Here is a 26,967-nt window from a genome sequence, read left to right as displayed (position 1 = left end):
CTTATGACATTGTCGCAAGTGGGCGCCCCCGGGGAGTCCCGCACCGAGCCGGACGCCCCGCCGCCGCCGACGCCACCGCGCGGGGACGGCCGCCGGGCCGCCTGGCCGATCGCCCTCGGCGCGGTCGCGGTCCTGCTCGCCCTCGCCGCGCTCTCACTGTCCGTCGGCGCCGGGGAGGTCGGCCCCGGGCGGGTGCTGGACTACCTGCTGGACCGCCACGGCGCCCGCGCGGACGGCCGGCTCGCCCTCGTCGTCGGCGACCTGCGCCTGCCCCGCACGGCCACCGCCCTGCTGGTCGGCGCCGCGCTCGGGGTCGCCGGGGCGCAGTTGCAGTCCGTCACCCGCAACCCGCTCGCCGAGACCGGACTGCTCGGCGTCAACGCCGGCGCCTCGCTGGGGGTCGTGCTCGGCATCGCCGTGCTCGGCATCCAGACCTCGTACGGGTACCTGGCCTTCGCCTTCGGCGGCGCCGTGCTCGCCAGCACGCTGGTGCTGCTCATCGCGGGTGCCCGGGGCGGGTCCCCGATGCGGCTGGTGCTCGGCGGCTCGGCGGTCGGCGCCACCTTCGGCGGGCTCACCGGCGTGCTGATCGTCAACTCGCCCGAGGCGTACGACCGGTACCGGGTGTGGGTGCTCGGCTCGCTGGCCGGGGTGGAGGGCTGGACGACGCTGCGCCAGCTCGCCCCGGTGCTCGGCGTGGGCTTCCTGCTCGCCCTGCTCGCCACCCGGCCGCTCACCGCGCTCGCGCTCGGCGACGACCTCGCCCGCGGTCTCGGTCACCGGCCCGGCGCCACCCGGGCCGCGGTCGCCTTCGCCGTCACCCTGCTGACCGCCTCGGCCGTCGCGCTGGCCGGCCCGATCTCCTTCCTCGGCCTGCTCGCCGGGTTCCTGGCGCGGGCCGTCGCCGGCCCCAGGGTCGGGCAACTCACCGTGCTCGCCGGCCTGTTCGGTGCCGCCGTGCTCACCGGGGCCGATGTGCTGGCCCGGCTGGTGGCCCGCCCGTTCGAGGCGCCGGTGTCGGTGATCGTCTCCCTGGTCGGCGCCCCCGCGCTGATCGCGATCGTCCGCTCCCGCCGGACCGCCGCGCTCGGCATGGCCGACCCGGCCGAGCCCGCCCCCGTCCGGCGGTCCGAGCCGCCCGCGCCGAAACCCGACCTGGTGCTGCGGCGCGGCGCCTGGTCGCTGCTGCTCCCCCGCCGGGCGCTGCTCGCCTCGCTCGCCCTGGCCGCGGCGCTGCTCGCCGTCGTCGTCGTGTCCGCCCACGCCGGGCAGAGCGAACTCGGCCTCGGCCGCACCCTCCAGGCCGTGTTCGGCTACGGCGACCGGCTGGACGTGCTGCTGGTGCAGAAGTTCCGGCTCGGCCGGATCGTCGCCGGGCTCGCCGCCGGCGCCGCCCTCGGCCTGGCCGGCTGCCTCACCCAGACCCTCGCCCGCAACCGCCTCGCCACCCCCGAACTGCTCGGCGTCAACGACGGTGCCACCGCCGCCGTCCTGATCTCCGCCACCGTCTCCGGCACCTTCGGCGCCTGGTGGGCCGGCCCGCTCGGCGCGCTGGCCGCCGTCCTGGTCGTCACCCTGGTCTCCGGCGGGCTCGGCGCGCAGGGCTACCGGGTGCTGGTCGTCGGCCTCGCGATGTCCGCGCTCGCCTCGGCCGTCATCCAGGTCGCGCTCGCCCGCCGCTCGCTCAACTCGGCCGGCTCGCTGTACGTCTGGACCTCCGGCAGTCTCAACGGGCGGGACTACGCCGTCGCCACCCCGGTCCTGATCGGGCTGGCCGTACTCGTGCCGCTCGCGCTGGCGGTGGCCCGGCGGCTTGCGGTGCTGCGCTTCGACGACAGCGTGGCCGCCTCGCTGGGCGTCGACCCGGGCCGGGTCCGGCTCGGCTGCCTGCTGCTGGCCGTCGCACTGGCCGGGCTGGCCGTCGGCGTGTGCGGGCCGGTCGGCTTCGTCGCGCTGGCCGCGCCCGTGATCGCCGGACGGCTGGCCGGGCCGGCGCGCGTGCCGGTCCTCGGCTCGGCACTGACCGGCGCCGTCCTCGTCGTGCTCGCCGACACCGTGGGGCGGGTGCTGATCGGCGGGGTGGAGATCCCGGTCGGCATCGTCACCACCGTCCTCGGCGGCCCCTTCCTGCTCTGGGTGCTGCTCGGCCGCAAGGGCACCCCCGCTTAACCTCCCCGAGGAGTACCGCAGATGGAAACCCTTCCCCTCGTCGAGCCCGATCCGGCCGACCCCGCCTACCGCCTGGTCACCTTCGTGCACGAGGACGCGTCGTGCGACGGCGTGCTCGCCCTCCTGCACACCGTCACCGACAAGGACCGGCACGCCGGCGACCTCGCCCCGCACCTGATGACCCGCCGCGACGACGGCCGCTGGTCGATCACCTACCGGCTGCGCGCCGACCACCGGGCGTCCTACCAGCTGTACCCGTTCCGGGGGGACGCCCCCGGCACCGCCCGGGCGGACTGGCTGCGCGTCCTCGACCACGCCCGCCCCGACCCGCACGACGCCGCCCCCCGGCTGCCCGCCCGCGACGGGCGCCACCCGTCGTCCGTGCTCAGCCTGCCCGACGCCCCCGCCCAGCCGTACGTCCGGCGGCGCGACGGCGTGCCGCGCGGGCGGACGGTGGCCCACGAGGTGGCCGGGCGGCGGGTGGACGTCCACCTCCCCGCCGGGGGCGGGCCTTCCGCCGGCGGCGGGCCGTTCGCGGTGGCCGTGCTGCTGGACGGCGAGATGTGGGGCGAGGTGCTGTCGGTCGGCGACACCCTCGACAACCTGGCGGCGGACGGCGCCATCCCGCCCACCGTCGCCCTGCTCGTCCACACCATGGGCCCCTGCCGACCCGACGACCTCAGCTGCAACCCGGCCTTCGTCGACCTCCTCGCCGACCGCCTCCTCCCCTGGGCGGCGGCGGAGTTCGGCACCACCACCGACCCGGCCGCCACCGTGATCGCCGGCCAGAGCGCGGGCGGCCTCACCGCCGCCTTCGCCGCGTTCCGGCGCCCCGACCGCTTCGGCGGCGCGCTCTGCCAGTCCGGTTCCTTCTGGTGGCCGGACGAGACCGAGTTCGACGAGGGCAGTGAGTGGCTGACCCGCCAATTCGCCCGCGAGCAAAGGCGGGAGGCCCGGTTCTACGTCGAGGTCGGCCTCCAGGAGTGGATGCTGCTCCCGCAGAACCGTCACCTGCGCGACGTCCTCACCGCCCGCGGCTACGACCTCGCGTACCGCGAGTTCAACGGCGGCCACGACTACGCCTGTTGGCGCGGCGGGCTGGCGGACGGGCTGGCGCACCTGCTGGGGCGTGCCTGAGAACTCCCGGTGGACCATCCGGACCGACGGCGGCCGAGGCGTCCCGCCACCCGGGCGTGCTAGCGTCCCGGTGGCGGCGCGCCGGTGACCGCCCCGGACGAGATGTGCGCCGTACCCGGCCCGCCAAGACGACGCACCGAGGGAGACGTCATGGCCGCCGGTGCCCCGATCGCCCGTCCGCTCGACGTGCGGTGGATCCACGGGTCCCCGTCCGCGAAGCACAACACGGACCCGGACATCCAGGTCCACGCGTACGACGAGCACACCGTCATCCTGCGGCAGAACAAGGCGGTCGACTACGAGGCGCCGTTCCTGTTCCTGCTGTTCGGGGGCGAGCGGGCGGTCCTGATCGACACCGGGGCCACCGCCTCCGCCGCGTACTTCCCCCTGCGCACCGTGGTCGACGGACTCATCGACCAGTGGCTCGCCGACCACCCCCGCGACGGCTACGGACTGCTCGTCCTGCACACCCACCCGCACGGCGACCACGTCGCGGGCGACGGGCAGTTCGCCGACCGGCCCGCGACGACCCTGGTCGGCGCCGACCCGGCCACGGCCTGGCCGTACTTCGGCTTCGACCAGGACCCGGACGCCGTCGCGCGGGTGGACCTGGGCGGCGGCCGGGTGCTCGAATGCCTGGCCACCCCGGGCCACCACCCGGCGGCCGTCACCTACTACGACCCGTGGACGGGCCTGCTGCTCACCGGCGACACCGTCTACCCGGGCCGCCTCTACATCGACGACTGGCCGGCCTTCACCCGCACCGTCGACCGGCTGATCGACTTCGCCGAACGCCGCCCGGTGACGCACCTGCTCGGCTGCCACATCGAGATGACCCGCACCCCCGGCGTCGACTACCCCATCCGCACGACCCACCAACCCGACGAGCCGCCCCTGCAGCTGACCGTCGGACACCTCCGGGCCATCCGCACCGCACTCGCCGACCTCGGCGACCGACCGCGCCGGCACGCCCTGCCCGACCTGATCCTCTGGCCGAGCGCCTGAGCCCGGAAGGCCGCGTCCAACGAACTGACGCCGCACCCCGCGGTCGCGGGGTGCGGCGTGGCTGTTCAGTCGGCGGGGGGTGGTGCCGGCGCCTCCCAGGGGAGGCGGGTGGTGAGGAGGGTGCCGGCGGCGACCAGGGCGGCGGTGAGCAGAAGGGCGAGGCGGTAGGGGCCGGGTGAGCCGCCGTCGGTGTCCAGGGCGCCGATGAGGGCGGCGGTGGCGGCGATGCCGAGGGCGCCGCCGAGGGTGCGGACGATGGTGAACAGGCCCATGGCGCGGCCCATCGCGGGCCCGGGGACGTCGGCGAAGCCGGCGATCTGGACGGTGAGCACGGCGGTGCCCAGGACGAGCCCGACCGCGAACATCAACGCCCGTACGACCCAGGGGTTCTCGGCGAAGCCGAGGGCGGCCAGGACGAGGGCGGCGAGCAGCAGCGCGGGCAGCGCGAGGCGGCGGGGGCCGAACCGGGGCAGCAGGCGGTCGACCACCTGGGAGGCGGCCATCAGGCCGATCGCCTCGGGGAAGACGCTCAGCCCGGCGTCGAGGGCCGAGGCCCCGAGGGCGGCCTGGTAGAGCAGCGGGAGGACGAACAGGGCGCCCATCAGGCCGGCCGAGGTGAGCAGGGCCAGCCAGGTGGCGGTGCCGAAGGTGCGGTCGGCGAGCTGCCGCAGGTCCACCAGTGGTTCGGCGGAGCGGAGTTGGTGGCGCACGGCGATGACGAGCAGGAGGAGACCGGCCACGCCGCTGAGCGCCACTCCCGGCGAGGACCAGCCGTGCGCGGGGCCGAAGCCGAGCGCGTAGGTGAGCAGTCCGAGGCCGGGGGTGGCGAGCAGGAAGCCGGTGGTGTCGAAGCGGCCGGCCGGGGGCTCGTCCGCCGCGCGCAGGCCGATGAGCCCGGTCACGACGGCCGCGACCCCGACCGGCACGTTGACCAGGAACAGCCAGTGCCAGGAGAGGTGTTCGGTCAGGAGGCCGCCGAGCGGCGGGCCGAGGGCGGGCATCAGGGCGGTCGGGACGATCAGGATCCGGCCCAGGCCGGCCCGCTCGTGCGGGGCGAAGGCCCGGAACAGCAGGGTCATCCCGACGGGGGTGAGCAGCCCGCCGGCCACGCCCTGGACGGCCCGCGCGGCGGCGAGCGAGCCGAGGCCGGGCGCGGCGGCGCACAGGGCGGAGGCGAGGGTGAACGCGGCCAGGGAGCCGAGGAAGACCCGTTTCACGCCGAACCGGTCGCCGAGCCAGCCCGCCACCGGCAGGCCGACGGCGAGGCCGACCAGGAAGGCCGTCTCGACGGCGTTGGCGGCCGAGACGGGCCGCCCGAAGTCCTCGGCGATGGTGAACAGCGCGGGGTTGACGATGGTCGAATCCAGGCCGTTCATGCACATCGCGGCGGTGTAGACCACGACCACCGCGGCGCGCCCCGCGAGCAGGGGGCGCGCCGGGGCGGCCTCGACGGCCGGAGGGGTCACAGGTCGGTCCAGTGGGCGGTGATCCACTGCGCGGCGTCGGCGCGCTCGCACGGGCCGTGGGAGACGTTCCAGCCGGCCGGGACGGCGGCGAAGGCCGGCCAGAGCGAGTGCTGGCCCTGGTCGTTGACGAGGGCGAGGAACTCGCCGTCGCCGTCGAAGGGGTTGGCGGGGGCGTCACTCATCGGAGGACTTCTCCAGGTGGTCGGTGATCACGCGGGCGATGTGCGCGATCGGGGCGGGCAGGGTCATGTCCTTGTGCGAGCAGGCGACGTCGGTGTTGTCGATGCGGCCGGACACGTACGGGGTCCAGAGTTCGGGCACCAGGGTCTCGTCGATGGTGTCGACGGTGGCGCGGAAGAACAGCACGTCGCCGTCGAAGGGGCGGTGGTCGTGGCCCCGGACGAGGTGGTTGGTGTTGAGGTAGATCCGGTTGAGGGCGGCCACGGTGGCGTCGTCGAGTCCGGCGAGCGGGCTGCCCTCGCGGCGCAGCAGCTCGGTGACGGCGGCGAGTTCGAGTGGCCGCCCGGCGAGGTCCTCGGGGCCGTAGCCACCCATGGTGAGCAGCGCCTCCAGCGCCTCGGCCTGGTCGGGGACGGGCAGGTCGCGGAAGCCCTCGGCGGGGTAGGCGTCCAGGATCGCGAGCAACTCGACGGCGTGGCCGAGGTCCTGGAGCCGGACGGCGACGGCGTGCGCGATGATCCCGCCGGTGGACCAGCCGAGCAGCCGGTACGGGCCCTCGGGCTGGACCTCGCGCAGCCGGTCGACGTAGTGCGCGGCCAGCTCGTCCAGGGTCTGCGGCAGGGGCCGGGCCGCCGTGGCCGCGCCGACGCCCTGGGCCTGGAGGCCGTAGATCGGCAGGTCGGCGGGCAGGTGGCGGATCAGGCCGGTGTAGCACCAGCTGAGGCCGCCGGCGGGGTGGACGGCGAACAGCGGGGTACGGCGTCCGGGCGCGGCGGGCCGCAGCGGGAGCAGGACGTCCAGCGCGTCGGCGCTCTGCGAGCCGGCCGCCAGGGCCGTGTCGAGGGCGGCGACGGTGGGCGACTGGAACAGGGTGCCGATGCCGACGTCCAGGCCGAGCAGTTCGCGGATCCGCCCGGCGAGGCGGACGACCAGCAGCGAGTGGCCGCCGAGGGCGAAGAAGTCGTCGTCGACGCCGACCGCCGCGACGCCCAGCACCTCGGCGAAGAGTTCGCACAGCTGCTGTTCGCGCGGGGTGCGCGGCGGGCGTCCGGCGCCGGTGGCGGGCGCGTCGGGGGCGGGCAGGGCGCGGCGGTCGAGCTTGCCGTTGGCGGTGAGCGGCAGCCGGTCGAGCAGGACGACGGCGGAGGGCACCATGTGGGCGGGCAGTCCGGCGGCGGCGTGGGCGCGCAGGTCCTCGGGGGTGGGGGCGGCGACGGCGCTCGGGTCCTCGGGGCTCGCCGTGGTGACCGCGTAGCCGACCAGTCGCTTGTCGCCCGGGGCGTCCTCGCGGACGACCACGGCGGCGTCGGCGACGCCCGGGTGGGCGGCCAGCACGGCCTCGATCTCACCGAGTTCGATCCGGAAGCCGCGCAGCTTCACCTGCTGGTCGGCGCGGCCGAAGTACTCCAGGACGCCGTCGGCGCGGCGGCGGGCGAGGTCGCCGGAGCGGTACATCCGGGTGCCGCGTTCGCCGAACAGTTCGGCGTACGGGTCGGCGACGAAGCGTCCGGCGGTGAGGTCGGGGCGGCCGAGGTAGCCGCGGGCCAGGCCGGCCCCGGCGACGTACATCTCGCCGGTGACGCCGGGCGGGACGGGCTGGAGGTGCTGGTCCAGGACGTAGACCCGCAGGTCGGGGATGTTGACGCCGATGGTGCTGCTGCTTCCGGCGGCGGCGGTGGCCCGGTCGAGGGCGATGTAGGAGACGTGCACGGTGGTCTCGGTGATGCCGTACATGTTGACCAGGGTGGGCGCGTCCTCCGGGTGGCGGGCGTACCAGTCGTCGAGCCGGGCCAGTTCGAGTGCCTCGCCGCCGAACACCACGTAGCGCAGGGCGAGTTCGGATCCGGGGCGGTCCCGGTCGGCGGCGCTGAGCTGGTAGAAGGCGGACGGGGTCTGGTTGAGCACGGTGACGCGTTCGCGGGCGAGCAGGTCGAGGAAGGCCGCCGGGTCGCGGCTGACCAGGTGCGGGACGACGACCAGGCGGCCGCCGTGCAGCAGGGCCCCCCACAGCTCCCAGACGGAGAAGTCGAAGGCGTAGGAGTGGAAGAGGGTCCAGACGTCGTCGGCGCCGAAGCCGAACCAGTGGTCGGTGGAGCTGAACAGCCGGACCACGTTGTGGTGGGTGACGGGGACGCCCTTGGGGCGGCCGGTGGAGCCGGAGGTGTAGATGACGTAGGCGGTGTCCTCGGCGCGCAGCGGGCGGGTGCGCTCGTGCTGGGCCAGCGGGGCGGCCGGGTGGGTGGCCGACTCCGGTCCGTCGACGAGCAGTTGGGGCACCTGGTGGGCGGGCAGCCGGGGCGCGGTGGCGCGGTCGGTGAGCAGGGCGGCGGGGGCGGCGTCGGCCAGCATGTAGGCGAGGCGGTCGGCCGGGTAGTCGGGGTCGAGCGGCAGGTAGGCGGCGCCGGACTTGGCCACCGCGAGGAGGGCGACGACGAGTTCGAGCGAGCGCGGCAGGGCGAGGGCGACGATGGTGCCGGGGCCGATGCCGTTGGCGGCCAGCAGCCGGGCCAAGCGGTCGGCGCGGGCGGCGAGTTCGGCGTAGTCGAGCTGCTCGTCACCGCAACTGACGGCGACGGCCCGCGGGTTGGCGGCTGCGGCGGCCTCGAACAGCCCGGCCAGGGTGGCGTCCGGGGCCGACGTGTGCGGAGCCGAGGTGTGCAGCGCCGACGTGTGCAGCGCCGACGTGTACGGGGTGCCGTTCCACTCGACGAGGGCGCGCAGCCGCTCCTCCTCGCCGATCAGCGGGAGCCGGCCGATCGCGGTGTCGGGGGCGGTGGCGGCGGCGGCGAGCAGCCGGGCGAGGCGGGTGGCGAGCCCTTCGACGGTGGCGGCGTCGAAGAGGTCGGTGCGGTACTCCAGGAAGCCGCCGATGCCGCCGTCGGGGAGCTCGCCCGCGTTGAGGGTGAGGTCGAACTTGGCGGTGCCGCTGGGGACGGCGGCGATCCGGGCGGTGAGGCCGCCGCCCAGCGGGTGGAGCTCGTCGGGGCGGCTCTGCCAGGCGAGCATCACCTGGAACAGCGGGTGGCGGGCGAGGGAGCGCGGCGGGTTGAGCTCCTCGACCAGGCGGTCGAAGGGCAGGTCGGCGTGCTCGTGGGCGGCGAGGACGGTGCCTCTGACCTTGCCGAGCAGCTCGCGGAAGGTCGGGTCGCCCGAGGTGTCGGTGCGCAGAACCACGGAGTTGACGAAGTAGCCGACCAGGTCGGCGGTTTCGGGGTCGTCGCGGCCGGCGACCGGGGTGCCGACGGGGATGTCGGTGCCGCAGCCGTGCCGGGTGAGCAGGGCGGCGAGTCCGGCCTGGACGGCCATGAAGACGGTGCCGCCGGCCGCCCGGGCGAGCGCGGCGAGGGCGGCGTGGGCCTCGGCGTCGAGGGTGAAGGGCACGGTGGCGCCGTGGTGGCCGGCGACGGCGGGGCGCGGTCGGTCGGTGGGCAGTTCCAGCTGGTCGGGCAGGCCGGCCAGGGCGGTGCGCCAGTACTCCGACTGCCGCGCGGCGAGCGGGCTGGGCGCCTCGGCGGTGCCGAGCAGCTGCCGCTGCCAGGCCGCGTGGTCGGCGAACTGCACGGCGGGCGCCGGGAGTTCCGGTGCGCGGCCGGCCAGCCGGGCGGTGTAGGCGGCGGACAGGTCGCGGACCAGCGGGGTGGTGGAGGCGCCGTCGCTCGCGATGTGGTGGAGCAGCAGGAGCAGGGTGTGTTCGGCCGGGCCGTGGGTGAACAGGGTGGCGCGCAGCGGCGGCCGGCCGGTGAGGTCGAAGGCGTGCCGGACGGCTTCGGCGAGCTCGGTGCCGTCGTGCAGTGCGACGGGCTCGGCGGGCAGCACCCGCTGGTACGGCGTGCCGTCCGGTTCCTCGCCATAGACCGTGCGCAGCACCTCGTGCCGGGCGGCGAGGTCGCCGAGGGCGAGGGTGAGGGCGGTCCGGTCGAGCGGGCCGGTGAGGGTGAGGGCGAGCGGGATGTTGTAGGTGGGGCTGGGGCCCTGGAGCCGGTGCAGGAACCACAGGCCGCGCTGGGCGGGTGACAGCGGCATCCGGTCGGTGCGCGGCACGGGCACCAGCGCGGGGCGGGTCTCGGGCTCGCCGCCGGGGTGCGCGTCGAGCAGGGCGGCGAGCGCGGCCGGGGTCGGGTGGCGGAAGACGTCGGCGAACCCGACGACGGCGGCGAAGGTCTCGCGCAGCCGGGCCGCGAGGCGGCCGGCCAGCAGCGAGTGGCCGCCGAGGTCGAAGAAGGAGGTGTCCCGCCCGGGTGCCTGCGGCAGGTCGAGGACGTCGGCGAACAGCCCGCAGACCAGTTCCTCCTGCGGCGTGGCCGGGGCCGTGCCGGGCTCGGCGGCGGCCGGCTCGGGCAGGGCGCGGTGGTCGAGCTTGTCGTGGGCGGTGCGCGGCAGTTCGTCGAGGACCAGGACGGCGGCCGGGACCATGTGTCCGGGCAGCCGGGCGGCGAGGGCGGCCCGCAGCGCGGCCGGGTCGAGGGCGACGCGGGGGGCGGGGGCGGGTTCGGCGGTGTCCTCCGGCTTGGCCTCGGACTCGGAGACCGCCTCGGAAACCGCCTCGGAGGCTGCCTCGGGAGCCGCCTCGGAGAGCACCTCGGGCACGACGTAGCCGAGCAGCTGCTTGCCCTGCGGACCGGAGCGGGCGATCACCACGGCCTGGGCGACGCCCGGCAGTTCGGCGAGGACGGCGGCGATCTCGCCGGGCTCGATCCGGAAGCCGCGGATCTTCACCTGGTCGTCGGCGCGGCCGAGGAATTCCAGGGTGCCGTCCGGTCGGCGGCGGGCGAGGTCGCCGGTGCGGTACATCCGGTCGCCGGGCGGGCCGAACGGGTCGGCGAGGAAGCGTTCGGCGGTGAGGTCGGGGCGGCCGAGGTAGCCGCGGGCCAGGCAGGCCCCGGCGACGTACAGTTCGCCGGCGACGCCGTCGGGCGCGGGGCGCAGCGAGCCGTCGAGGACGTAGGCGCGGGAGCCGCGCACCACCCGGCCGACCGGGGCGCCGTCCGGGCCGGGCGTCCAGGCGTAGGCGTCGACCGTGGTCTCGGTCGGGCCGTAGAGGTCGATCGGGTGCAGGCCGGGTGCGGCGGTGAGGCGCTGCCAGAGGGCGGGCGGGGTGGCCTCGCCGCCGACCGCGATGACCGCCGGGCGGTGCCACTCCTCGTCCAGGATGCCCTCGGAGAGCAGGACTTCGAGGTAGGAGGGGGTGACGTCGAGGTAGTCGACGCGTTCCCGGTGCAGGTGGCCGGCCAGGGCGGCCGGGTCGCGGTAGGTGGCGTCGTCGAGCAGGTGCAGCTCGTGGCCGTGGACCATCCACAGCACCGGGTCCCAGGAGGCGTCGAAGGCGAACGAGGCGCTGTGCGCGACACGCAGGCGCTCGCGGCCGGTGCGGCGCACGGCCGGGGCGATGTGGTCCTCGCCGTGGCCCGCGTACAGGTTGGCCAGCGAGGCGTGGGTGACGACGACGCCCTTGGGGCGGCCGGTGGAACCGGAGGTGTGCAGCACGTAGGCGGCGTGGTGGGGCCGGGGGGCCGGGGGTGCGGTGGCGGGCTCGGCGTCCGCGTCCCCGGGCAGCACGGCGGGCAGGCCGGCCGGCAGGTCCAGTTGGGCGAGGGCCTCGGCGGTGCCGACCGCGCAGACCGGGCGGGCGTCGTCCAGGACGGCGGCCAGGCGCTGCCGGGGGTGCGCGAGGTCGAGGGAGACGCAGGCGCCGCCGGCCTTGAGCACGCCGAGCATCGCGACCAGGGTGTCCACGCCGCGCGGCAGGGCGAGCGCGACCGGCGCACCGGCGCGCACGCCGAGGGCGTTCAGGCGGTGGCCGAGGCGGTTGGCGGCGGCGTCCAACTCGGCGAAGGTGAGGGCGACTTTGCCGCTGCGGACGGCGACGGCGGCCGGGGTGCGGGCGGCCTGCGCGGCGAACAGCTCGGGCAGCGTCCGGTCGAGCGGCGGCTCCGTGCGGCCGGCGGTGGCGCGGCGCAGGCCGTCCGGGTCGAGCAGGTCGATCCGGGCGATGGGCGTCTGCGGGGCGGTGAGCAGCAGGTCGGCGAGGGCGTCGAGGTAGCGCAGCAGCCCGTCGCGGTGGGCGGCGAGTGAGGCGGTGTCGTGGCGGGCGGGGTCGGCGTCCAGGACGAGGCGCAGCGCGCCGCCGGGGGCGGGCGAGACGCCGACGGCGAGGTCGTCGACGGGCCCGGCGGCGAGGTTGCGGACGACGCCGGGCAGGCCGGCCAGGTCGAGATCGCCCTCGAAGGCCTTGATGTTGACCATCGGGCCGAACAGGGCGCGCCGCTCGCCGGTCAGCCCGAGGTCGCGGCGCAGGTCCTCCAGGGGGTAGCGCTGGTGGCGGCGGACGGCGCGCAGTTCGCGGACCACCCGGCGCAGCAGCGCCTCGGCGCTGTCGGCGGGACGGACGGCCAGGCGCAGCGGGAGGACGTTGGCGGCGGCGACGGGGGTGCGCAGGGCGGCCGGTCCGCGGCGGTTGGCGAGCGGCAGGCCGAGCACGACGTCCTCGGTGCCGGCCAGGCGGTGCAGGTAGCCGGCGGTGGCGGCGAGGAGCAGTTCGGCCCAGGTGGCGCGGGCGGTGGCGCCGGCGCGCTCCAGCCGGTCGCGGGTGCCGGCGGGCAGCTCGGCGGTGAGGCGCAGGGGGGCCTGGGCCGGGGTTGCGGACAGTGCGGGCGCCGGGCTGCCCGGCAGGGTCGCCGGGGTGTCGGCGCCGGCCAGGCGGTCGGCCCAGTAGGCGCGGTCGGCCGGGTACTCCTCGCCGTCCCGGTAGGCGGCCTCCTCGGCGGCGACCTCGGCGAGGGTGGCGAACGGGCGTGCGGCGGGCTCGGTGCCGGTGGCGTGCGCGGTGTACAGCTCGGCGAGGCGCTCGCCGAGGAGGTTCAACGCGTAGGCGTCGACGGCGAGATGGTGGATCCGCCGGTACCACTGGTACCGGTCTTCGGCGAGGCGGATCAGCGCGTGGGTGAACAGCGGGCCCTCGGCGAGGTCGGCCGGGCGGGCGAGGTCGGCGCGCATCCAGGCCTCGGCCTCGGCGGCCGGGTCGTGCGCGGCGCGCAGGTCGAGGTGGTGCAGCGGCCAGCGGCGGCCGGGGCGCGGCTGCTGGCGGGGCGTGCCGTCCGGGCCGGTGACGACGACGGCGCTCAGTGCCTCGGCCTCGTCGACCGCCTGCCGCAGCGCGTCCTCGAACCGGGCCTCGTCGAGCGGGCCGGTGATCTCGACGGCGTCGCCGGTGTTGTAGACCGGGCTGTCGGGGTCGAGTGACTGCGCGTACCAGATGGCGGCCTGGGCGGCGAGCAGCGGGACATCGACGGCCTGGGTTTCGACGGCAGGCATGGTTCGGGGTGCTCCTCGGGGTCCGGCGAACGAAACGCCTAGTTAGGTTAGCCTAATCTAACTTCATATGATCTAGTCAACGGCCCCCCAGTGCGGGGGCCCTGACATCACGGAGGCGCCGCCCATGCCCCTGACCGCGACCAAACAGGCCGTCCGCGAACACGTCCACGCGCACCGCGCGGAACTGCTCGCGCTCAGCCACCGCATCCACGCCCACCCCGAGACCGCGTTCGAGGAGCACCGCGCGGCCGCCTGGTGCGCCGAACTCCTACGCGCCCACGGCTACGCCGTCACCGCGCCCGCGCACGGACTGGACACCGCGTTCACCGCGAGCCTCGGCAACGGGCCGGTCACCGTCGCACTCGTCTGCGAGTACGACGCGCTGCCCGGCCTCGGGCACGCCTGCGGGCACAACCTGATCGCCGCCGCCGGCCTCGGCGCGGCACTCGGCCTCGCCCCGTACGCCGACCAACTCGGGCTCACCGTACGGGTGATCGGCGCGCCGGCCGAAGAGCGCGGAGCCGGAAAGGCGCTACTGCTGGAGGCGGGCGCCTTCGACGGCGTGGACGCGGCGATGATGGTGCACCCCTGCCCGGTCGAGGTCGCCGACTTCCGCTCCTTCGCGCTCGGCACCCTCTCCGTCCGCTACACCGGCCGCGCCGCCCACCCGAGCCTCAACCCGCACCAGGGCCGCAACGCCGCCGACGCCCTCACCGTCGCCCAGGTCGCCCTCGGGCTGCTGCGCCAGCACCTGCCGCCGCAGTGGCGGGTGCACGGCATCACCACGGCCGCCGGCACCGCGCCCAACCTGATCCCCGACAGCGCGAGCGCGGAGTACGAGATCCGCGCCTCGGCGGCCGAGGACCTCGCGCAGTTGCGGGCCCGGGTCGAGTACTGCTTCCGGGCCGGGGCGCTCGCCACCGGTTGCGAGGTGACGCTCGACCGGCCCGAACCGGACTACCTGGACATGCGCTCCGACCCCGCCCTGCTCGCCCTCTGGCGGGCCAACGCGGCGGCGCTCGGCCGACCGGAACCGGTCGAGAGCGGGCCGTTCGCGTGCACCGACATGGGGAACGTCTCCCACGCCGTGCCCGCCATCCACCCGGTGCTGGACATCACCGGCGGTGCCTGCGCCCCGCACGAGGCCGCGTTCGCCGAGGCCGCGGTGGGGGCGGAGGCCGACCGGGCAGTGCTGGACGGCGCGGTCGCCATGGCCTGGACGGCGGCCGACCTGGCGGCGAACGCCTGACAGCCGACGCATGGCGACCGACGGCCGCCGATCGACGACTGACAGATGACAACTTTCAGATAACAGATTTCATCATCTGTTATCTGAAATTTGTTCGCTGAACGTTGTCATCTGTTCGCCGCCCTCGCCCCGCCCCCGTCAGCCGCCCAGCAGCGCCGCCGACGACGCCCGCACCGCCGTGACGCCCAGCTCCCTCACCAGCTCCCCGACCTCGCCCGGCCGCTGCGGGTCGGCCAGCACCACGGCGGCGCCGGTCCGCAGCGGCCAGAGGAACTCCCAGAGCGGCAGGCCCAGTTGCAGCACCCGGTCACCCGGGCCGAGCGGGTGGGCCGCCTGGAACTCGCGCACCCGGCGGTCGGCCTCGGCGTGGGTGAGCCGGACGGCGTCCGGTCGCCCGCCAGGGCCGTACCCGACGCAGAGCAGGTGCTGCGGCGTGAGCGCCCGGGGCGGGTCGGTGGCCAGCTCGTCGTCCACGTCCAGCCCGGCCAGCGCCTCCGGCACCCCCTCCCCCAGCACGCAGACCGGCGCGGTCTCCGCGAGCAGCCGCTCCCGGCGCCCGGGTGCGTCCGCCGGGTCCAGCGGCAGGTACGCCGCGCCGGACTTGGCCACCGCGAGCAGCGCGGTCAGCAGCTGCGCCGGGTGGCGGGCCGGCGCCAGGCCGACCACCGCCCCCGGCCGGGCGCCGCGCGCGGCCAGGGCGCGCGCCAGCCGGTTGGCCGCGGCGTTCAGGTCCCGGTACGTGACGACCGCGCCGCCCGCGAGCAGCACGGCGGGGGCGTCCGGGGTCCGGGCGGCCTGCGCCTCGACCGGCCCCACGACGGTGGTCGGCGGGTACTTCGCCGCCCGGTCCGTGCGCGGGGGCGCCTGCGGCCCGGCGGCCTCCAGCAGCACCGTCTCCATCAGGCCGCGCCGAGCAGTGCGGCCCAGGCCTCGACAGCCGGGCGCTCGGCCAGTTGCACGAACGCCACCTCGGCGCCCTCGGCCCGCCAGCGCTCGGCGAGCGCCATCAGCCGGACCGAGTCCAGGCCCCAGTCGGCCAGGTTCTCGTCCAGCGGGACGTCCGCCGGGTCCTCGCCGAGCAGGTCGGCGACCTCGGCCCGGATCCGCTCCACGGTGAAGGCCATGCCCGTCACTTCCCTTCCAGCATCGCGAGGACGGCGTCGGTGGTGGTGACCTGCCCGCAGCGGCCGGCCACCCAGGACAGCGCCGCGCGGTGCTCGTCCGGGCCGAAGTCGGCGACCGCGTCGGCCACCACGAAGGCCGGCAGGTCGCGCATCCAGGCGTCGCAGGCGGTGGCCTGTACCCCGATGTGCGCGTACACGCCGGTGATCACCAGCTGGTCCCGGCCCTGTTCGCGCAGCAGCCGGTCCAGATCGGTGCGTACGAAGGCGCTGTACTTCCACTTGGTGAGCAGCGTGTCGCCCGGTGCGGGGGCGACGGCGTCGGCGATCGCCGTCGCGCGAGGGTCGTCCGGGATGCCCGGGCCCCAGAAGTCCTGCTGGAGGCCGCGTTCGGCCGGGCTCTGCCCGCCGGGCTGGGCCGAGTAGAGCACCGGTATGCCGTGGGCGCGCGCCGCCCCGGCCAACCGGCCGACGTTCCCGAGGAGTTCGGGCACCGGCGCGGCGGCGGCGTCGAAGGCGTCCAGGAAGTGGTTCTGCAGGTCGTGCACCAGCAGCACGGCGCGGTCCGGGTCGACCGTCCACTCGACCCGGTTGGCGGGCAGTTCGGTGGCGGCGGGCAGGGGATAGGAGGGTATGCGGGGCAGGCCCACGGTGGTCTTTCCTTCAGTGAGTAGGGAGTGCGGCCGCGATGGCGGCGCGCAGGTCCTTCTTGCTGACCTTGCCGATCCCGGTGGCGGGGAAGGCGTCGACGAACTCGACCCGGTCCGGCACCTTGTACTCGGCCAGTCCGCGCTGCCGTACGAAGCGCTTCAACTCGATGCTCTTCGGCGGCTGTTCGCGATGCTCGGTACGCAGGACGACGTAGGCGCAGGTGCGTTCGCCGAGGTAGGGGTCGGGCATCGACACCACCGCCGCGTCGTGCACGGCGGGGTGGGCGAGCAGGTGGTTCTCGATCTCCTCGGCGGCGACCTTCTCGCCGCCCCGGTTGATCTGGTCCTTGGCCCGGCCCTCGACCACCAGGTGGCCGGTCGGGGTGCGGCGGACGAGGTCGCCGGTGCGGTAGAAGCCCTCGGCCGTGAAGGAGTTGGCGTTGTGCTCGGGCGCGTTCCAGTAGCCGCGGATGGTGTACGGGCCGCGGGTGAGCAGGTGGCCGGTGGCGCCGTCGGGCAGGTCCTGGTCCTGGTCGTCGACCACCCGGACCTCGTCGTCGGGGGAGATCGGCCGGCCCTGGGTGGTGGTGATCAGCTCCTCCGGGTCGTCCAGGCGGGTGTAGTTGACCAGTCCCTCCGCCATCCCGAACACCTGCTGAAGCGTGCAGCCGAGCACCGGGCCCACCCTCCGGGCAGCCTCGGCGCTGAACTTGGCACCGCCGACCAGCAGCACCTCCAGGCTGTCCAGGTCCCCCGCGCCGGGGCCGCCCGCGTCGCGCTCGGCGGCGTCCAGCCAGAGCAGGGCCAGCGGCGGCACCAGCCCGGTGATGGTCACGCCCTCGCGCTCGATCAGCGGGAAGGCCGTCTCCGGGTTGGGCCGCGGGCACAGCACCACCCGGCCGCCCGCGTACAGCGTGCCGAGCGAACCGGGCGAGCTGAGCGGGAAGTTGTGGGCGGCGGGCAGCGCACACAGGTAGACGCTGTCCTCGTCGAGCGCGCACAGCTCGACCGAGCCGCGCAGCGAGTAGATGTAGTCGTCGTGGGTGCGCGGGATCAGCTTGGGCACGCCGGTGCTGCCGCCGGAGAGCTGGAGGAAGGCGACGCTCCCGGGCTCCGGCTCCTCGACCGGCCCGGGCCCGTCGCAGGGCACGTCCGCCAACCGGAGGTGCTCGCCCGGGTCGTCCCCGGCCACCAGGACCAGCCGCAGCGCCGGGCTCTCCGCCTTGACCCGGGAGGCCAGTTCGCGGTAGTCGAAGCCGTTGTCGACGGCCGCGACGACGTAGCCGGCCGCCCCGGTGAAGGAGCAGAAGTAGCCGATCTCGGTGGCGCGGTGGGCGGGCAGCGCGAAGACCGGCAGCGCGCCGATCCGGAACAGCGCGAAGACCACCTCGAAGAACTCGGCCACGTTGGGCAGTTGGACCACCACGCGGTCGCCGCGCCCGATCCCCCGGGCGAGCAGCCCGGCGGCCATCCGGTCGGCGCGGCGGTCGAGTTCGGCGTACGTCCAGCGCCGCCCCTCCCCCGCCGGGTCGACGATCGCGATCCGCTCGCCGTGCGCGGCGGCGCGCTCACGCAGCATTCGCCCGAAGGTCTCGCCGCGCCAGTACCCGGCGGCCCGGTAGCGCTCGGCGAACTCGGCGGGGTACGGGGTGAAGGCGGACTCCTGAACGGAGGTCCGGCCCACAACGGCGGACTGGTTCTGCGTCAGAAAGCTCTCCGTCGCCGTCACTGCGACACCCCCGCGGCGTCCAGGAAGGTGCGGAACTTGGCACTGGTCTCGGCGAGTTCGTCCTCGGGCCGGGACCGGTCGACGACGCCCGCACCCGCGTACACCCGCAGGGTCCGCTCGTCCGCCTCCGCGCAGCGGATGGTGACCACCCACTCGCCGTCGCCGTCCGCGTCACCCCAGCCGACCATGCCGGTGTACAGGCCCCGGTCGAAGGGCTCGACCTCGCCGATCACCCGCCGGGCGACGGCCGTCGGCGCGCCGCAGACCGCCGGGGTCGGGTGCAGGGCGGTGGCCAACTCCAGGGCGGAGACCGCCGGATCGGCCAGTTCGCCGGTGATGGTGGTGGCCAGGTGCCACATCGCGGCGGTGCGCACCAGGGTCGGCCGCGCCGGCACGTCCAGGGTGCGGCAGTACGGCGCCAGCGCGGCGCGGATCGCGTCCACCACGACGGCGTGCTCGTGCAGGTCCTTGGGCGATTCCAGCAGCGCGGCGGCGCGCCGGACGTCCTCGCCGAGGTCGGCGCTGCGCGGCACCGAACCGGCCAGCGGGTTGGCCAGGACGGCCGTTCCGCGCCGGGAGAGCAGGAGTTCGGGGCTGGCCCCGATCAGCGTCCGCCCGCCGCCGGCGGGGACGGCGAAGGTGTAGCCGCCCGGGTCACGGCGGCCGAGCCGCTGGAGGATCGCGGGCAGGTCCAGCGGGCGGTCGGCGCTCAGCTCCAGCGTGCGGGCCAGCACGACCTTGCTCAACTCGCCGCCGCGCAACCGCTCGACGGCCGCCGCGACGCCCGCGCCGTACGCGGCCGGCTCGGGGATCGGACGCACCTGCCAGTCGACCACCTCGGCCGGCGGCGCGGGCAGCGCGATCAGCGGGTCGTCGCGCAGCGCCCCGGCTCTGCGGACTCTCTCGGGGACGGCGAGTTCGACCCGGCTGTCGTGGTCGAACGCCACTGCGCCGACCACCAGCGGCCGTTCGACCCCGGCACGACGGGCCTCGGCCAGCGTCGCGGCGACCCGGACGGGCAGCGGGCGCCCGTCCTGCGGGACCCGGGCGTGCACCCCGGCGGTGAGCAGGGTGCGGGTCGGCGAGGCGAAGAACGCCTCGTCGGCCGCGGCCCGGTACTGGCCGAGCAGGCCGCTGGCCGCGCCGATGACGGCGTGGTCGGGGGCCGGGGCGGAAGGGTCGGCGGACCCGGCGGGGGCCGGGGCAGCGGGGACGGGAGCGGCGTGCTCGACGACACCCCCGGCGGGGGCGTGGTGCACCGTGGTCACCGTGAAGTCTCCAGTCTGGGACGGTCTGGACGGTCTGGACGTCGGGGTGGAAGGTCGGGGAAGGAAGTCAGGGCATGGCCGACGCCCGGGGGTTGCCCGGGGCGCGGAGGGGAGCGGAGGGAAGCTGCGAGGAAGGCGTGGGGACGGCGAGGGCGCTCAGGCGCGCAGGGTCGCGCCGCCGTCGACGTAGAGGTCGTGCATGGTGATGTGCCGGGCCCGGTCGGAGGCCAGGAAGACCACCGCCTCGGCGATGTCGGCGGGTGCGGCGATCCGCCCGAGCGGGATGCCGACCCGCCAGGCGCCCAAGTCGCCGTCGATGACCCGCCGTTCGGCGGCCTCGGCGTCCTCGCCCCAGAGCGCGCGCTGCATCCCGGTGTCGGTCGAGCCGGGCGAGACGATGTTGCACCGCACGCCGGAGCGGGCGAGTTCCAGCCCGAGGCAGCGGGTGAACATGGTGGCCGCCGCCTTGGACGCCGCGTACGCGGCCATGCCGGCGCGCGGCACCCCGGCGGCGTTGGAGCCGACAGTGACCACGGCGCCGCGACCGCGGTCGGCCATCCGGCGGCCGACCGCGCGGCCGGTGTGGAAGACGCCGGTGGTGTTGACCGCGAAGGTCTCCGCCCAGTCCTGGTCGGTGAGTTCGACGACGGGTGCGGTGCGCAGGATCCCGGCGACGTTCACCAGCGCGGCGATCGGCCCGAGTTGGCGCTCGATCAGGTCGACCGTGTCGTCCACCGCCCGGCCGTCGGCGACGTCCAGGACGTACGGGTGCACGGCGGGCGACTCCGCCGCGAGGGCGGCGAGCGGGCCGGGGTTGCGGTCCACCGCGGCGACGACGGCACCCTCGGCGACGAGCGCCCGGGCCACGGCCGCACCGATGCCCTGCCCGGCCCCGGTGACCATCGCGACGGCACCGGCGAATTCGGACTTTTGCACGGACATCCCCTCCGACCAGCAATATTAGGTAAGCCTAACCTAACACATATGTTCGGCTGCGCCGATGCCCTGTGCAGTCGTCAACTCACCGCCACCCTCTCGACTCCGGTCCGATCTCCGCCATTTCCGGGCACACCGGTACGAGACGTTTCGTCTCGCCGAGAGCATGGATCGAACCCCCACGGCCGCGGTGCCGCGGCGACTGGAGGGCGGTGAACTGCCCGACGGCGACCGAGAGCTGAGGACGGCTACCGGTCGCCCACGAGAGGGCCACGGGCCCCCGGAGGCGACTCAGCCCGTCGCGCCCGTCGCCGGAGCCGACGGAGCCGGAGCCGACGGAGCCGCCGGGGCCGGGGCGAGGCCGGTGCAGCCCCGGAGGGCGTCGCGGCGCTTGCGGGCCGCCTCGGCGGTGGCGCCGGTGGCCGGGACGGGGACGCCCTTGTCGTCGATGGTCGCCGGGGCGAAGGCCTCGCCGGTGACCTTGCCGTCGCGGGTGAGGGTGAGGGTGGTGACGCCGGTCTCGTTGGAGAAGGCGTAGTTGGAGGTGCCGTACCAGAGGAAGTTGCCGAAGCCGTAGCCGATGTACGTGTTGCCGAGCATGCCCGAGCCGACCATGGTGTGGGCGTGGGTGCCGACCACGGCGGTGGCGCCGGCGGTGGCGAGCTTCTTGGCGATGGCGGTCTGCGGGCCGGTGGGGCAGGCCTTGCCCTCGTCGCCCCAGTGCAGGTAGACGAGGACGACGGGCGCCTGCTGCTTGGCCGCCTCGACCGCCTTGACCAGCGCGGGGACGTCCAGCGCGGAGGCGATTCCCGGCTTGTTGGCACCGGCCCGCCACTTCTGGTTGGTCAGGTCCTCGACCTGGCTGGCGGCGACGACGGCGACCTTCACACCGCGCACGGTGGTGACGTACGGGGCGTACGCCTCCTTGGCGTTGCGGCCGACGCCGACGACCGGGATCGGCGAGGAGTCCTTGGCGGCGAGGGTGTCGGTGAGGCCGTCGGCGCCGAAGTCGACGGCGTGGTTGTTGGCCATGGAGACGACGTCGACGCCGGAGTCCTTGAGCGCCGAGAGCGCCTTGGGCGAGGTGCGAAAGGTGTAGGTCTTCGGCTCGGGGGCGCCGCGCCCGGTGATCGCCGTCTCCAGGTTGAGGACGGACAGGTCGGCGTCGGCGAGCGTCCGGGAGAGCGGGCCGAGGGCCTGCTCCGGCGGCTGGACGGCGAGCCGGGCCTCGGTGCGGCCCTCGAAGTGGACGTCTCCGGCGAACGCGACGGTGATGCTGCCGTCGGGCCGGGGCGCGGCGTTCTTCCCGGCGGCGGTTCCGGACGGCGTCGCACCCGGGCTGGTGGACGCGCCCGCCGCCCCACCCGAGGAGGCCGCGGTCGAGCCGGGCGCGGCGGCCGGCGCCGGGGCGGGGTCGTCGGGCCCGCAGGCGGCGACGGCGGTCAGGCCGACGAACAGCGCGACGGCGGCCGCGGCACGGCGCATGAGTGGTTCCCCCCGGGTCGATCCAGAAGCGGTCAGCCTACGGCACGGGTTCCGCACCCATCCGCCTCGGTTCCGCAACATTCCGAGCACAACACCGGCGGGCCGGACACCCACCCCCGAACACCCACGGCCGGACACGAGCCGACGAACACCCACGGCCGGACACCCACGGCCGGACACCAAAGACTGGAGCACCGGGCGCCGAGGACTGAGCGCCGCCCCGGCGCGGTAGGAGATGCTGAACCGCCCCCGTCCGCCAGAGCCCGGAGCCGCACCCACCCCATGGACGACACCGATACCACCGCCTCCGCCGGCCCCGCCCCCACCGGCCGCCCACCAGCCGACTTCACCCCCGCCGAGCGCGCCCGTGGCCGCGCGCTGCGCCGCGCCCAGCTCCCCTGGGCACTGGGCGGTCGGCTGGCGGGCCTGGCGCTCACCCTGCTGCTCGGCCTGACCCCGGCCGGGGCCGGCCTGGTCTCGGCCGTCGGCGGCTGGTTCGGCGGCTCCCGGACGGCCGGGGTGCTGGCGGGCGCGGCGGCCCTGGTGGTGCTCGGCCAGGCGTTGCAGCTGCCGTTCGGCGCCCGACTGCGGGTGGTCCGGGCCCGGTACGGGCTGGTGACGCAGGGCTGGGTCGGCTGGACGGTGGACGCGCTGCGCGGCCTGGGGCTGGCCCTCGTGCTGGTCCTTCCGCTCGCGCTCGGGCTGTTCGCGCTGACCGCCTGGTCGCCGCGGCACTGGTGGCTGCCGGCGGCGGGCGCGGCGGCGGTGCTGACGGCGGCGCTGTCCTTCCTGCACCCGCTGCTGATCGAGCCGGTGTTCAACCGCTTCACCCCGATGCCGCCGGGCCCGCTGCGCAGCGCCCTGCTGGCGCTGGCCGAGCGGGACGGCGTACGGGTGCGGGACGTCCTGGTGGCGGACGCCTCGCGGCGGACCACCGCGCTCAACGCGTACGTGTCGGGGCTGGGCGCGACCCGCCGGATCGTCGCGTACGACACGCTGCTGTCGACGGCCACGCCGCGCGAGGTGGAACTGGTGGTGGCGCACGAGCTGGGCCACGTGAAGCACCGGGACGTGCCGTTCGGCACCTTGCTGGGCGCGGTGGGCGCGGCCGCGGCGGTGGCCGTGCTGGGGGTGCTGGGCTCCTGGCGACCTCTGCTGTCGGCGGCGGGGGCGGCGGATGCGGCCGATCCGCGGGCGCTGCCGCTGCTGGCGGCGTGCGCGGCGCTGCTGGGGGCGCTGTCGGGGCCGGCCCAGTGCGCAGTGAGCCGCCGGATCGAGGCCAGGGCGGACCGGCATGCGCTCGAACTGACGTCGGACGCCGAGCAGTTCGTCGCAATGCAACGCAGACTGGCCTTGGCGAACGTCTCCGATGTCGACCCGCCGAGGGCGCTTGAGCTACTGTTCGCCACTCACCCGAGTGCGACCCGCCGGATTGCCGCCGCCCGCGCCTGGCAGGCCACTCAGGGACAGGGAGGCCCGGAGCGGCGCGCGAACCCGGGGGAATCCGTTGTATAGTGCAACAAATATCGAGGAGGTAGGAACGCCCGTGCCCGGCCGCCAGTCGTCCATCGACGCCATCCAGCGCGAGCTGACCGCCTTCGCCCGGCGCGCCCGGCACAAGGCCTCCCAGCTGCACCCCGACCTCTCCCTGGTCACCTACAGCATCCTCGACCTGATCACCGAGCGCGGCGGCTGTCGGGCCGCCGACGTGGCCGCCCACTTCATGCTCGACAAGTCGACCGTCAGCCGCCAGGTCACCGCCCTGGAGAAGCTCGGCCTGCTGCGGCGCGAGGCCGACCCGGACGACCAGCGCGGCCAGATCCTGCGCGCCACCGAGGCCGGGCTCGCCCTGCTGCAGGACGCCAACGAGCAGCGCCGCCTGGCCTTCACCGCCCGCTTCACCGACTGGTCCGACGAGGACGTCGCCCGCTTCGCCGCCTACCTGGCCCGCTACGGCGAAGAGGGCTGAGACCCCCTGTACGGGGTGCGCCCGGGGGCCTCCGGGGTGTACCCGAGGAGCGCCCGGGGTGCGCCCCACCGCCCCGACGGTGTACAGAGGAAAGGTGCCACTCCGGCAGCGTCCCCGTGACCCGCAGCCCCGCGACCGCCGCCGCCCCCGGCGGCCCGACCGCCGCGCGCTGACGGCGCTGTCGCTCGCGCTGATCGTCGTGATCACCGTCGTCGACATCCTCTCCCCCGCGCAGATCCACCTCGGCCCGCTGCTGATCGTCGCCCCCGCGCTCACCGCCTCCTACGCCGGCGCCCGGGCCACCGCCGGCGTCGCCCTGCTGGCCCTCGCCGCGCTCACCGTCATCGGCATCACCCGGGACGGCCTCACCAGCGCCAACATCGAGACCCAGCTGGGCGCGCAGGTCGTCGTCTCCGCCCTGATCATCGGACTGCGGGCGCTGCGCGAACGGTACGAACGCGAGCTGGCCCAGGTCCGCTCAGTGTCCGAGGCCGCCCAGCGGGTCCTGCTGCGCCCGCTGCCGGACCGGATCGGGCCGCTGCACCTGGCCTCCGTCTACCTCGCCGCCGAGGCCGAGGCACAGGTCGGCGGCGACCTGTACGCGGCCGCCCGCACCGCCACCGGCACCCGGCTGCTGGTCGGTGACGTCCGCGGCAAGGGCCTGTCCTCGCTCGGCGACGCGGCCCTGCTGCTCGGCGCCTTCCGCGCCGCCGCCCACCTGCACGCCGACCTGCCCGGGCTCGCCGCCTACCTGGACGGCAGCGTCTGCTGGGACCTCGCCCAGCTCGGCGAACAGGCCCGCCGACGCCGCCTGAGCGGCGAGGACCCGGACGAGGCGGCCCCGCCGGAGGACAGCGGCGAGTCCTTCATCACCGCCGTCCTGCTCGACATCCCCGACGACGGCACGGCGGTCCGGCTGATCGACTGCGGCCACCCGCCCCCGCTGCTGCTGCGCCCCGACGGCATCACCACGCTGGCCGCCCGCCACCCGGCGCCGCCGCTGGGCCTGGGCGAGCTCGCCCCGGTCCGGTACGAGGTGGAGACCTTCCCGTTCCACCCCGGCGACCGGCTGCTGATCTACACCGACGGCGTGATCGAGGCCCGAGACGCCGACCGGCGCTTCTACCCGCTCACCGACCGCGTCACCGCCTGGCAGGACGAACGCCCGACCGCCCTGCTCCACCACCTGCGCCGCGACCTGCTCGCCCACGTCGGCGGCCGGCTGGACGACGACGCGGCGATGGTCATCGTCGAGCGGCTCCCCCGGCTTCCCTAGCTCCCCCGGCTCCCCCGGCTCGCCCGGCTCTCTCCCCTGGCTCCCCTGTCGCGAACACCGGGGGCTGACGGCTACTGCGCGAGGTAGCCGCCGTCGACGGGCAGCACCGCGCCGGTGATGAAGGAGGCGTCGTCGGAGGCGAGGAACAGGACGGCCGCCGCGACCTCCGCCGGGGCCCCGAGGCGGCCCATCGGGTGGCGCTTCTCGATCGCGGCGAGGTACTCCGTCCCGCCGGGTTCGTCGTACAGGCGGGCGACGCGGTCGGTGGCGATGGTGCCGGGGGCGACGGCGTTGATCCGGATGCCGCGGTCGGCCCATTCGACGGCGAGGTGCCGGGTGAGGCCGGAGGCGACGAACTTGGCGGGCCCGTAGACCGCCTGGCCGCGCTGGCCGGCCTCGCCGGAGATGGAGGAGACGCAGACGATCGCCCCACCCGGCCGTTCCTGGGCGGCCATCGCCTGGATGCCGTACTTGCAGGTGAGGAACATGCCGCGGCCGTCGACGGCCATGACCTGGTCCCACTCCTCGGCGGTGGCCTCGGTGACCTCCATGAGCGGGATCACCCCGGCGTTGGCCACCAGGACGTCGAGGCGGCCGTGCCGTTCGACGGCGGCGTCGACCATCCGGCGGGCGTCCTCGTCGCTGGCCACGTCGCCGACCACCGTGCTGACGGCGTGCGGGAACCGGTCGGCCAGCCGGCGCAGGCCCTCGACGTCGATGTCGGTGCCGACCACCGACGCGCCCTCGCGCACGAAGCGTTCGGCGACGGCCCGGCCGATGCCGTTGGCCGCGCCCGTCACCACGCAGGACCGCCCGGCCAGGCGGCCCGCCGACACCCCTGATGCGTTCTCAGTCACCATGCCACCGGACTCTACCGATTCCACGTCAGGAAGCCCGGTGCATCGACCAGTTGACCAGTGCACCGGGCCGACTGCCGGTCGTCGACGACCCCGGCACCCATGGCTCAGACCGTGAGCACGATCTTGCCGCGCAGGTGCCCGTGCTCGCTGAGCCGGTGCGCCTCGGCCGCCTCCGCCAGCGGCAGCACCTGGTGCAGCGGCAGCCGCAGGGTGCCCGCCTCGTGCAGCGCCAGCACGGCGGCGTAGGCGCTCTGGTGGTAGGACTCGACGCCCTCCGCCCCGCCGCTGAAGCGGACGCCGTACTCGGCGGAGCCGGCGAAGTCGACGATCGTCACCACCCGGTCCGCGGAGCCGGTCAGCTCGATGGAGAGCGGCAGCACCCCGCCCTTGCCCGCCGCGTCCAGCGCCCGGTCCACCCCGCCCGGGGCAGCGGCCCGCACCCGGTCCGCCAGGCCGTCGCCGTAGGCCACCGGGATCGCGCCCAGCTCGCGCAGGTAGTCGTGGTTGGCCTCGCCGGCGGTGCCGACCACGGTGATCCCGCGTGCCCGGGCCAGTTGCAGCAGCAGGGTGCCGACCCCGCCGGCCGCGCCGTGCACCAGCAGCGTCTCGCCGGCCCGCACGCCCAGGACGCCGAGCACCCGCTCGGCGGTCTCGGCCGCCACCGGGATCGCCGCGGCCTCCTCCCAGCTCAGCGCGGCGGGCTTGCGGGCCAGCAGGTCGGCGTCCACGAGCGCCTGTTCGGCGTACGCGCCGCCCATGACGGCGCCGAACACCTCGTCGCCGGGCGCCCACGCGGTCACGTCCGGGCCGACGGCCTCCACCGCACCGGCCAGCTCGTAGCCGCCGACGTGCGGGAAGGAGACCGGGAAGGCCGCCACCATCGAGCCGCTGCGCACCTTGTGGTCCAGCGGGTTGACGCCCACCGTGCGGACCGCGACCCGCACCTGGCCGGGGCCCGGGGCGGGCAGCTCGACGTCGGTCGGGCGCAGCACGTCCACGCCGCCGTACTCGGAGAAGGCGATCGCCTTGGTCATGGAATGTCCTTGCGGGTTCGGTGAGTTGTTTCTTCCGACGGCTCCATCCTGGATCGTCCGGGGTGGTCGCCAGGCCCGCCTTTCGGATGGTTCCACCTGTCCGAACGGCCAGGCCCCCGCCC

The 26,967-nt window shown here is 75.6% G+C and carries 19 protein-coding genes and 1 riboswitch; of the genes, 7 read left to right on the top strand and 12 right to left on the bottom strand.

Going from position 1 to position 26,967, the window contains the following annotated elements:
• Nucleotides 1–3 precede the first annotated feature (3 nt).
• From fhuB to AC07AL_RS19640, 3 genes are all read left to right on the top strand, one after another.
• Nucleotides 4–2,169, top strand: a complete 2,166-nt coding sequence (gene fhuB / locus AC07AL_RS19650) for a Fe(3+)-hydroxamate ABC transporter permease FhuB (protein WP_478317837.1) — start codon at nt 4–6, stop codon at nt 2,167–2,169.
• Nucleotides 2,170–2,190: 21 nt separating this feature from the next.
• Nucleotides 2,191–3,306, top strand: coding sequence for an enterochelin esterase (gene fes / locus AC07AL_RS19645; RefSeq protein ID WP_363579574.1), 1,116 nt, complete (start codon nt 2,191–2,193; stop codon nt 3,304–3,306).
• A gap of 77 nt (nt 3,307–3,383) precedes the next feature.
• Nucleotides 3,384–3,444: riboswitch (guanidine-III (ykkC-III) riboswitch) on the top strand.
• 12 nt (nt 3,445–3,456) lie between these two features.
• Nucleotides 3,457–4,311, top strand: a complete 855-nt coding sequence (locus AC07AL_RS19640; protein ID WP_363579575.1) for an MBL fold metallo-hydrolase — start codon at nt 3,457–3,459, stop codon at nt 4,309–4,311.
• A gap of 65 nt (nt 4,312–4,376) precedes the next feature.
• On the opposite strand, the gene AC07AL_RS19635 is transcribed toward AC07AL_RS19640, so the two are convergent.
• The 3 genes from AC07AL_RS19635 to AC07AL_RS19625 are packed head-to-tail and all read right to left on the bottom strand — an operon-like array spanning nt 4,377 to nt 13,268.
• Nucleotides 4,377–5,777 (bottom strand): DHA2 family efflux MFS transporter permease subunit, encoded by a 1,401-nt coding sequence (locus tag AC07AL_RS19635; RefSeq protein WP_400804695.1) that lies wholly within the window; start codon nt 5,775–5,777, stop codon nt 4,377–4,379.
• Entirely contained in the window at nt 5,774–5,959 is a 186-nt protein-coding gene (locus tag AC07AL_RS19630) for an MbtH family protein (protein ID WP_400804692.1), read from the bottom strand. Before AC07AL_RS19630 ends, AC07AL_RS19635 begins: the two co-directional genes overlap by 4 nt.
• The gene (locus tag AC07AL_RS19625; protein WP_478317836.1) at nt 5,952–13,268 is read right to left on the bottom strand and encodes an amino acid adenylation domain-containing protein; all 7,317 of its coding nucleotides are present in this window, start codon (nt 13,266–13,268) and stop codon (nt 5,952–5,954) included. Before AC07AL_RS19625 ends, AC07AL_RS19630 begins: the two co-directional genes overlap by 8 nt.
• Before the next feature lie 124 nt (nt 13,269–13,392).
• Here AC07AL_RS19625 and AC07AL_RS19620 point away from each other — a divergent pair, with 124 nt between their 5' ends.
• Nucleotides 13,393–14,517, top strand: coding sequence for an amidohydrolase (locus AC07AL_RS19620; protein ID WP_478317835.1), 1,125 nt, complete (start codon nt 13,393–13,395; stop codon nt 14,515–14,517).
• A 138-nt stretch (nt 14,518–14,655) separates the two neighbouring features.
• Here the strand turns inward: AC07AL_RS19620 and AC07AL_RS19615 are convergent, their stop codons facing one another.
• The 7 genes from AC07AL_RS19615 to AC07AL_RS19585 form a co-directional block, all read right to left on the bottom strand.
• Nucleotides 14,656–15,417 carry an AMP-binding protein gene (locus AC07AL_RS19615; RefSeq protein WP_400804685.1) on the bottom strand — a complete coding sequence of 254 codons (762 nt, stop codon included), beginning with the start codon at nt 15,415–15,417 and terminating at the stop codon, nt 14,656–14,658.
• Nucleotides 15,417–15,641: a phosphopantetheine-binding protein gene (locus AC07AL_RS19610; RefSeq protein WP_063349844.1), complete on the bottom strand. Its 225-nt coding sequence runs from the start codon at nt 15,639–15,641 to the stop codon at nt 15,417–15,419. Before AC07AL_RS19610 ends, AC07AL_RS19615 begins: the two co-directional genes overlap by 1 nt.
• A 5-nt stretch (nt 15,642–15,646) precedes the next feature.
• Nucleotides 15,647–16,288: an isochorismatase family protein gene (locus tag AC07AL_RS19605; protein WP_363579580.1), complete on the bottom strand. Its 642-nt coding sequence runs from the start codon at nt 16,286–16,288 to the stop codon at nt 15,647–15,649.
• Between the two features lie 13 nt (nt 16,289–16,301).
• Nucleotides 16,302–17,972 (bottom strand): (2,3-dihydroxybenzoyl)adenylate synthase, encoded by a 1,671-nt coding sequence (locus tag AC07AL_RS19600; protein WP_363627640.1) that lies wholly within the window; start codon nt 17,970–17,972, stop codon nt 16,302–16,304.
• Nucleotides 17,973–18,013: 41 nt separating this feature from the next.
• Nucleotides 18,014–19,165: an isochorismate synthase DhbC gene (gene dhbC / locus AC07AL_RS19595; RefSeq protein ID WP_363627641.1), complete on the bottom strand. Its 1,152-nt coding sequence runs from the start codon at nt 19,163–19,165 to the stop codon at nt 18,014–18,016.
• Nucleotides 19,166–19,441: 276 nt separating this feature from the next.
• Nucleotides 19,442–20,227, bottom strand: a complete 786-nt coding sequence (locus AC07AL_RS19590; RefSeq protein ID WP_363627601.1) for a 2,3-dihydro-2,3-dihydroxybenzoate dehydrogenase — start codon at nt 20,225–20,227, stop codon at nt 19,442–19,444.
• A gap of 285 nt (nt 20,228–20,512) precedes the next feature.
• The gene (locus AC07AL_RS19585; RefSeq protein WP_363627602.1) at nt 20,513–21,706 is read right to left on the bottom strand and encodes a CapA family protein; all 1,194 of its coding nucleotides are present in this window, start codon (nt 21,704–21,706) and stop codon (nt 20,513–20,515) included.
• Between the two features lie 282 nt (nt 21,707–21,988).
• Here AC07AL_RS19585 and AC07AL_RS19580 point away from each other — a divergent pair, with 282 nt between their 5' ends.
• The 3 genes from AC07AL_RS19580 (at nt 21,989) to AC07AL_RS19570 (ending at nt 24,951) form a co-directional block, all read left to right on the top strand.
• Entirely contained in the window at nt 21,989–23,221 is a 1,233-nt protein-coding gene (locus tag AC07AL_RS19580) for a M48 family metalloprotease (protein ID WP_363627603.1), read from the top strand.
• 31 nt (nt 23,222–23,252) lie between these two features.
• Nucleotides 23,253–23,675, top strand: coding sequence for a MarR family winged helix-turn-helix transcriptional regulator (locus tag AC07AL_RS19575; RefSeq protein WP_063349838.1), 423 nt, complete (start codon nt 23,253–23,255; stop codon nt 23,673–23,675).
• Between the two features lie 94 nt (nt 23,676–23,769).
• Nucleotides 23,770–24,951, top strand: a complete 1,182-nt coding sequence (locus AC07AL_RS19570; RefSeq protein WP_363627604.1) for a PP2C family protein-serine/threonine phosphatase — start codon at nt 23,770–23,772, stop codon at nt 24,949–24,951.
• 71 nt (nt 24,952–25,022) lie between these two features.
• On the opposite strand, the gene AC07AL_RS19565 is transcribed toward AC07AL_RS19570, so the two are convergent.
• Together AC07AL_RS19565 and AC07AL_RS19560 are read right to left on the bottom strand one after the other, a co-directional pair.
• Nucleotides 25,023–25,811, bottom strand: coding sequence for an SDR family NAD(P)-dependent oxidoreductase (locus tag AC07AL_RS19565; RefSeq protein ID WP_363579585.1), 789 nt, complete (start codon nt 25,809–25,811; stop codon nt 25,023–25,025).
• Nucleotides 25,812–25,915: 104 nt separating this feature from the next.
• Entirely contained in the window at nt 25,916–26,845 is a 930-nt protein-coding gene (locus tag AC07AL_RS19560) for an NADP-dependent oxidoreductase (RefSeq protein ID WP_478317834.1), read from the bottom strand.
• Nucleotides 26,846–26,967 lie beyond the last annotated feature (122 nt).

It is taken from the genome of Kitasatospora sp. NPDC043949 (assembly GCF_056435365.1).
Note: the sequence above shows the minus strand (reverse complement) of the source record. Positions and strands in the feature narration are given on the sequence as shown.

What these genes read in the sequence shown, in the direction of transcription:
- AC07AL_RS19630 (WP_400804692.1), bottom strand. Translation starts at nt 5,959, where the DNA reads ATGAGTGACGCCCCCGCCAACCCCTTCGACGGCGACGGCGAGTTCCTC.
- AC07AL_RS19585 (WP_363627602.1), bottom strand. Translation starts at nt 21,706, where the DNA reads ATGCGCCGTGCCGCGGCCGCCGTCGCGCTGTTCGTCGGCCTGACCGCC.
- fes (WP_363579574.1), top strand. Translation starts at nt 2,191, where the DNA reads ATGGAAACCCTTCCCCTCGTCGAGCCCGATCCGGCCGACCCCGCCTAC.
- AC07AL_RS19560 (WP_478317834.1), bottom strand. Translation starts at nt 26,845, where the DNA reads ATGACCAAGGCGATCGCCTTCTCCGAGTACGGCGGCGTGGACGTGCTG.
- AC07AL_RS19610 (WP_063349844.1), bottom strand. Translation starts at nt 15,641, where the DNA reads ATGGCCTTCACCGTGGAGCGGATCCGGGCCGAGGTCGCCGACCTGCTC.
- AC07AL_RS19565 (WP_363579585.1), bottom strand. Translation starts at nt 25,811, where the DNA reads ATGGTGACTGAGAACGCATCAGGGGTGTCGGCGGGCCGCCTGGCCGGG.
- AC07AL_RS19615 (WP_400804685.1), bottom strand. Translation starts at nt 15,417, where the DNA reads ATGGAGACGGTGCTGCTGGAGGCCGCCGGGCCGCAGGCGCCCCCGCGC.
- AC07AL_RS19625 (WP_478317836.1), bottom strand. Translation starts at nt 13,268, where the DNA reads ATGCCTGCCGTCGAAACCCAGGCCGTCGATGTCCCGCTGCTCGCCGCC.
- AC07AL_RS19590 (WP_363627601.1), bottom strand. Translation starts at nt 20,227, where the DNA reads ATGTCCGTGCAAAAGTCCGAATTCGCCGGTGCCGTCGCGATGGTCACC.
- AC07AL_RS19640 (WP_363579575.1), top strand. Translation starts at nt 3,457, where the DNA reads ATGGCCGCCGGTGCCCCGATCGCCCGTCCGCTCGACGTGCGGTGGATC.
- AC07AL_RS19620 (WP_478317835.1), top strand. Translation starts at nt 13,393, where the DNA reads ATGCCCCTGACCGCGACCAAACAGGCCGTCCGCGAACACGTCCACGCG.
- fhuB (WP_478317837.1), top strand. Translation starts at nt 4, where the DNA reads ATGACATTGTCGCAAGTGGGCGCCCCCGGGGAGTCCCGCACCGAGCCG.
- AC07AL_RS19580 (WP_363627603.1), top strand. Translation starts at nt 21,989, where the DNA reads ATGGACGACACCGATACCACCGCCTCCGCCGGCCCCGCCCCCACCGGC.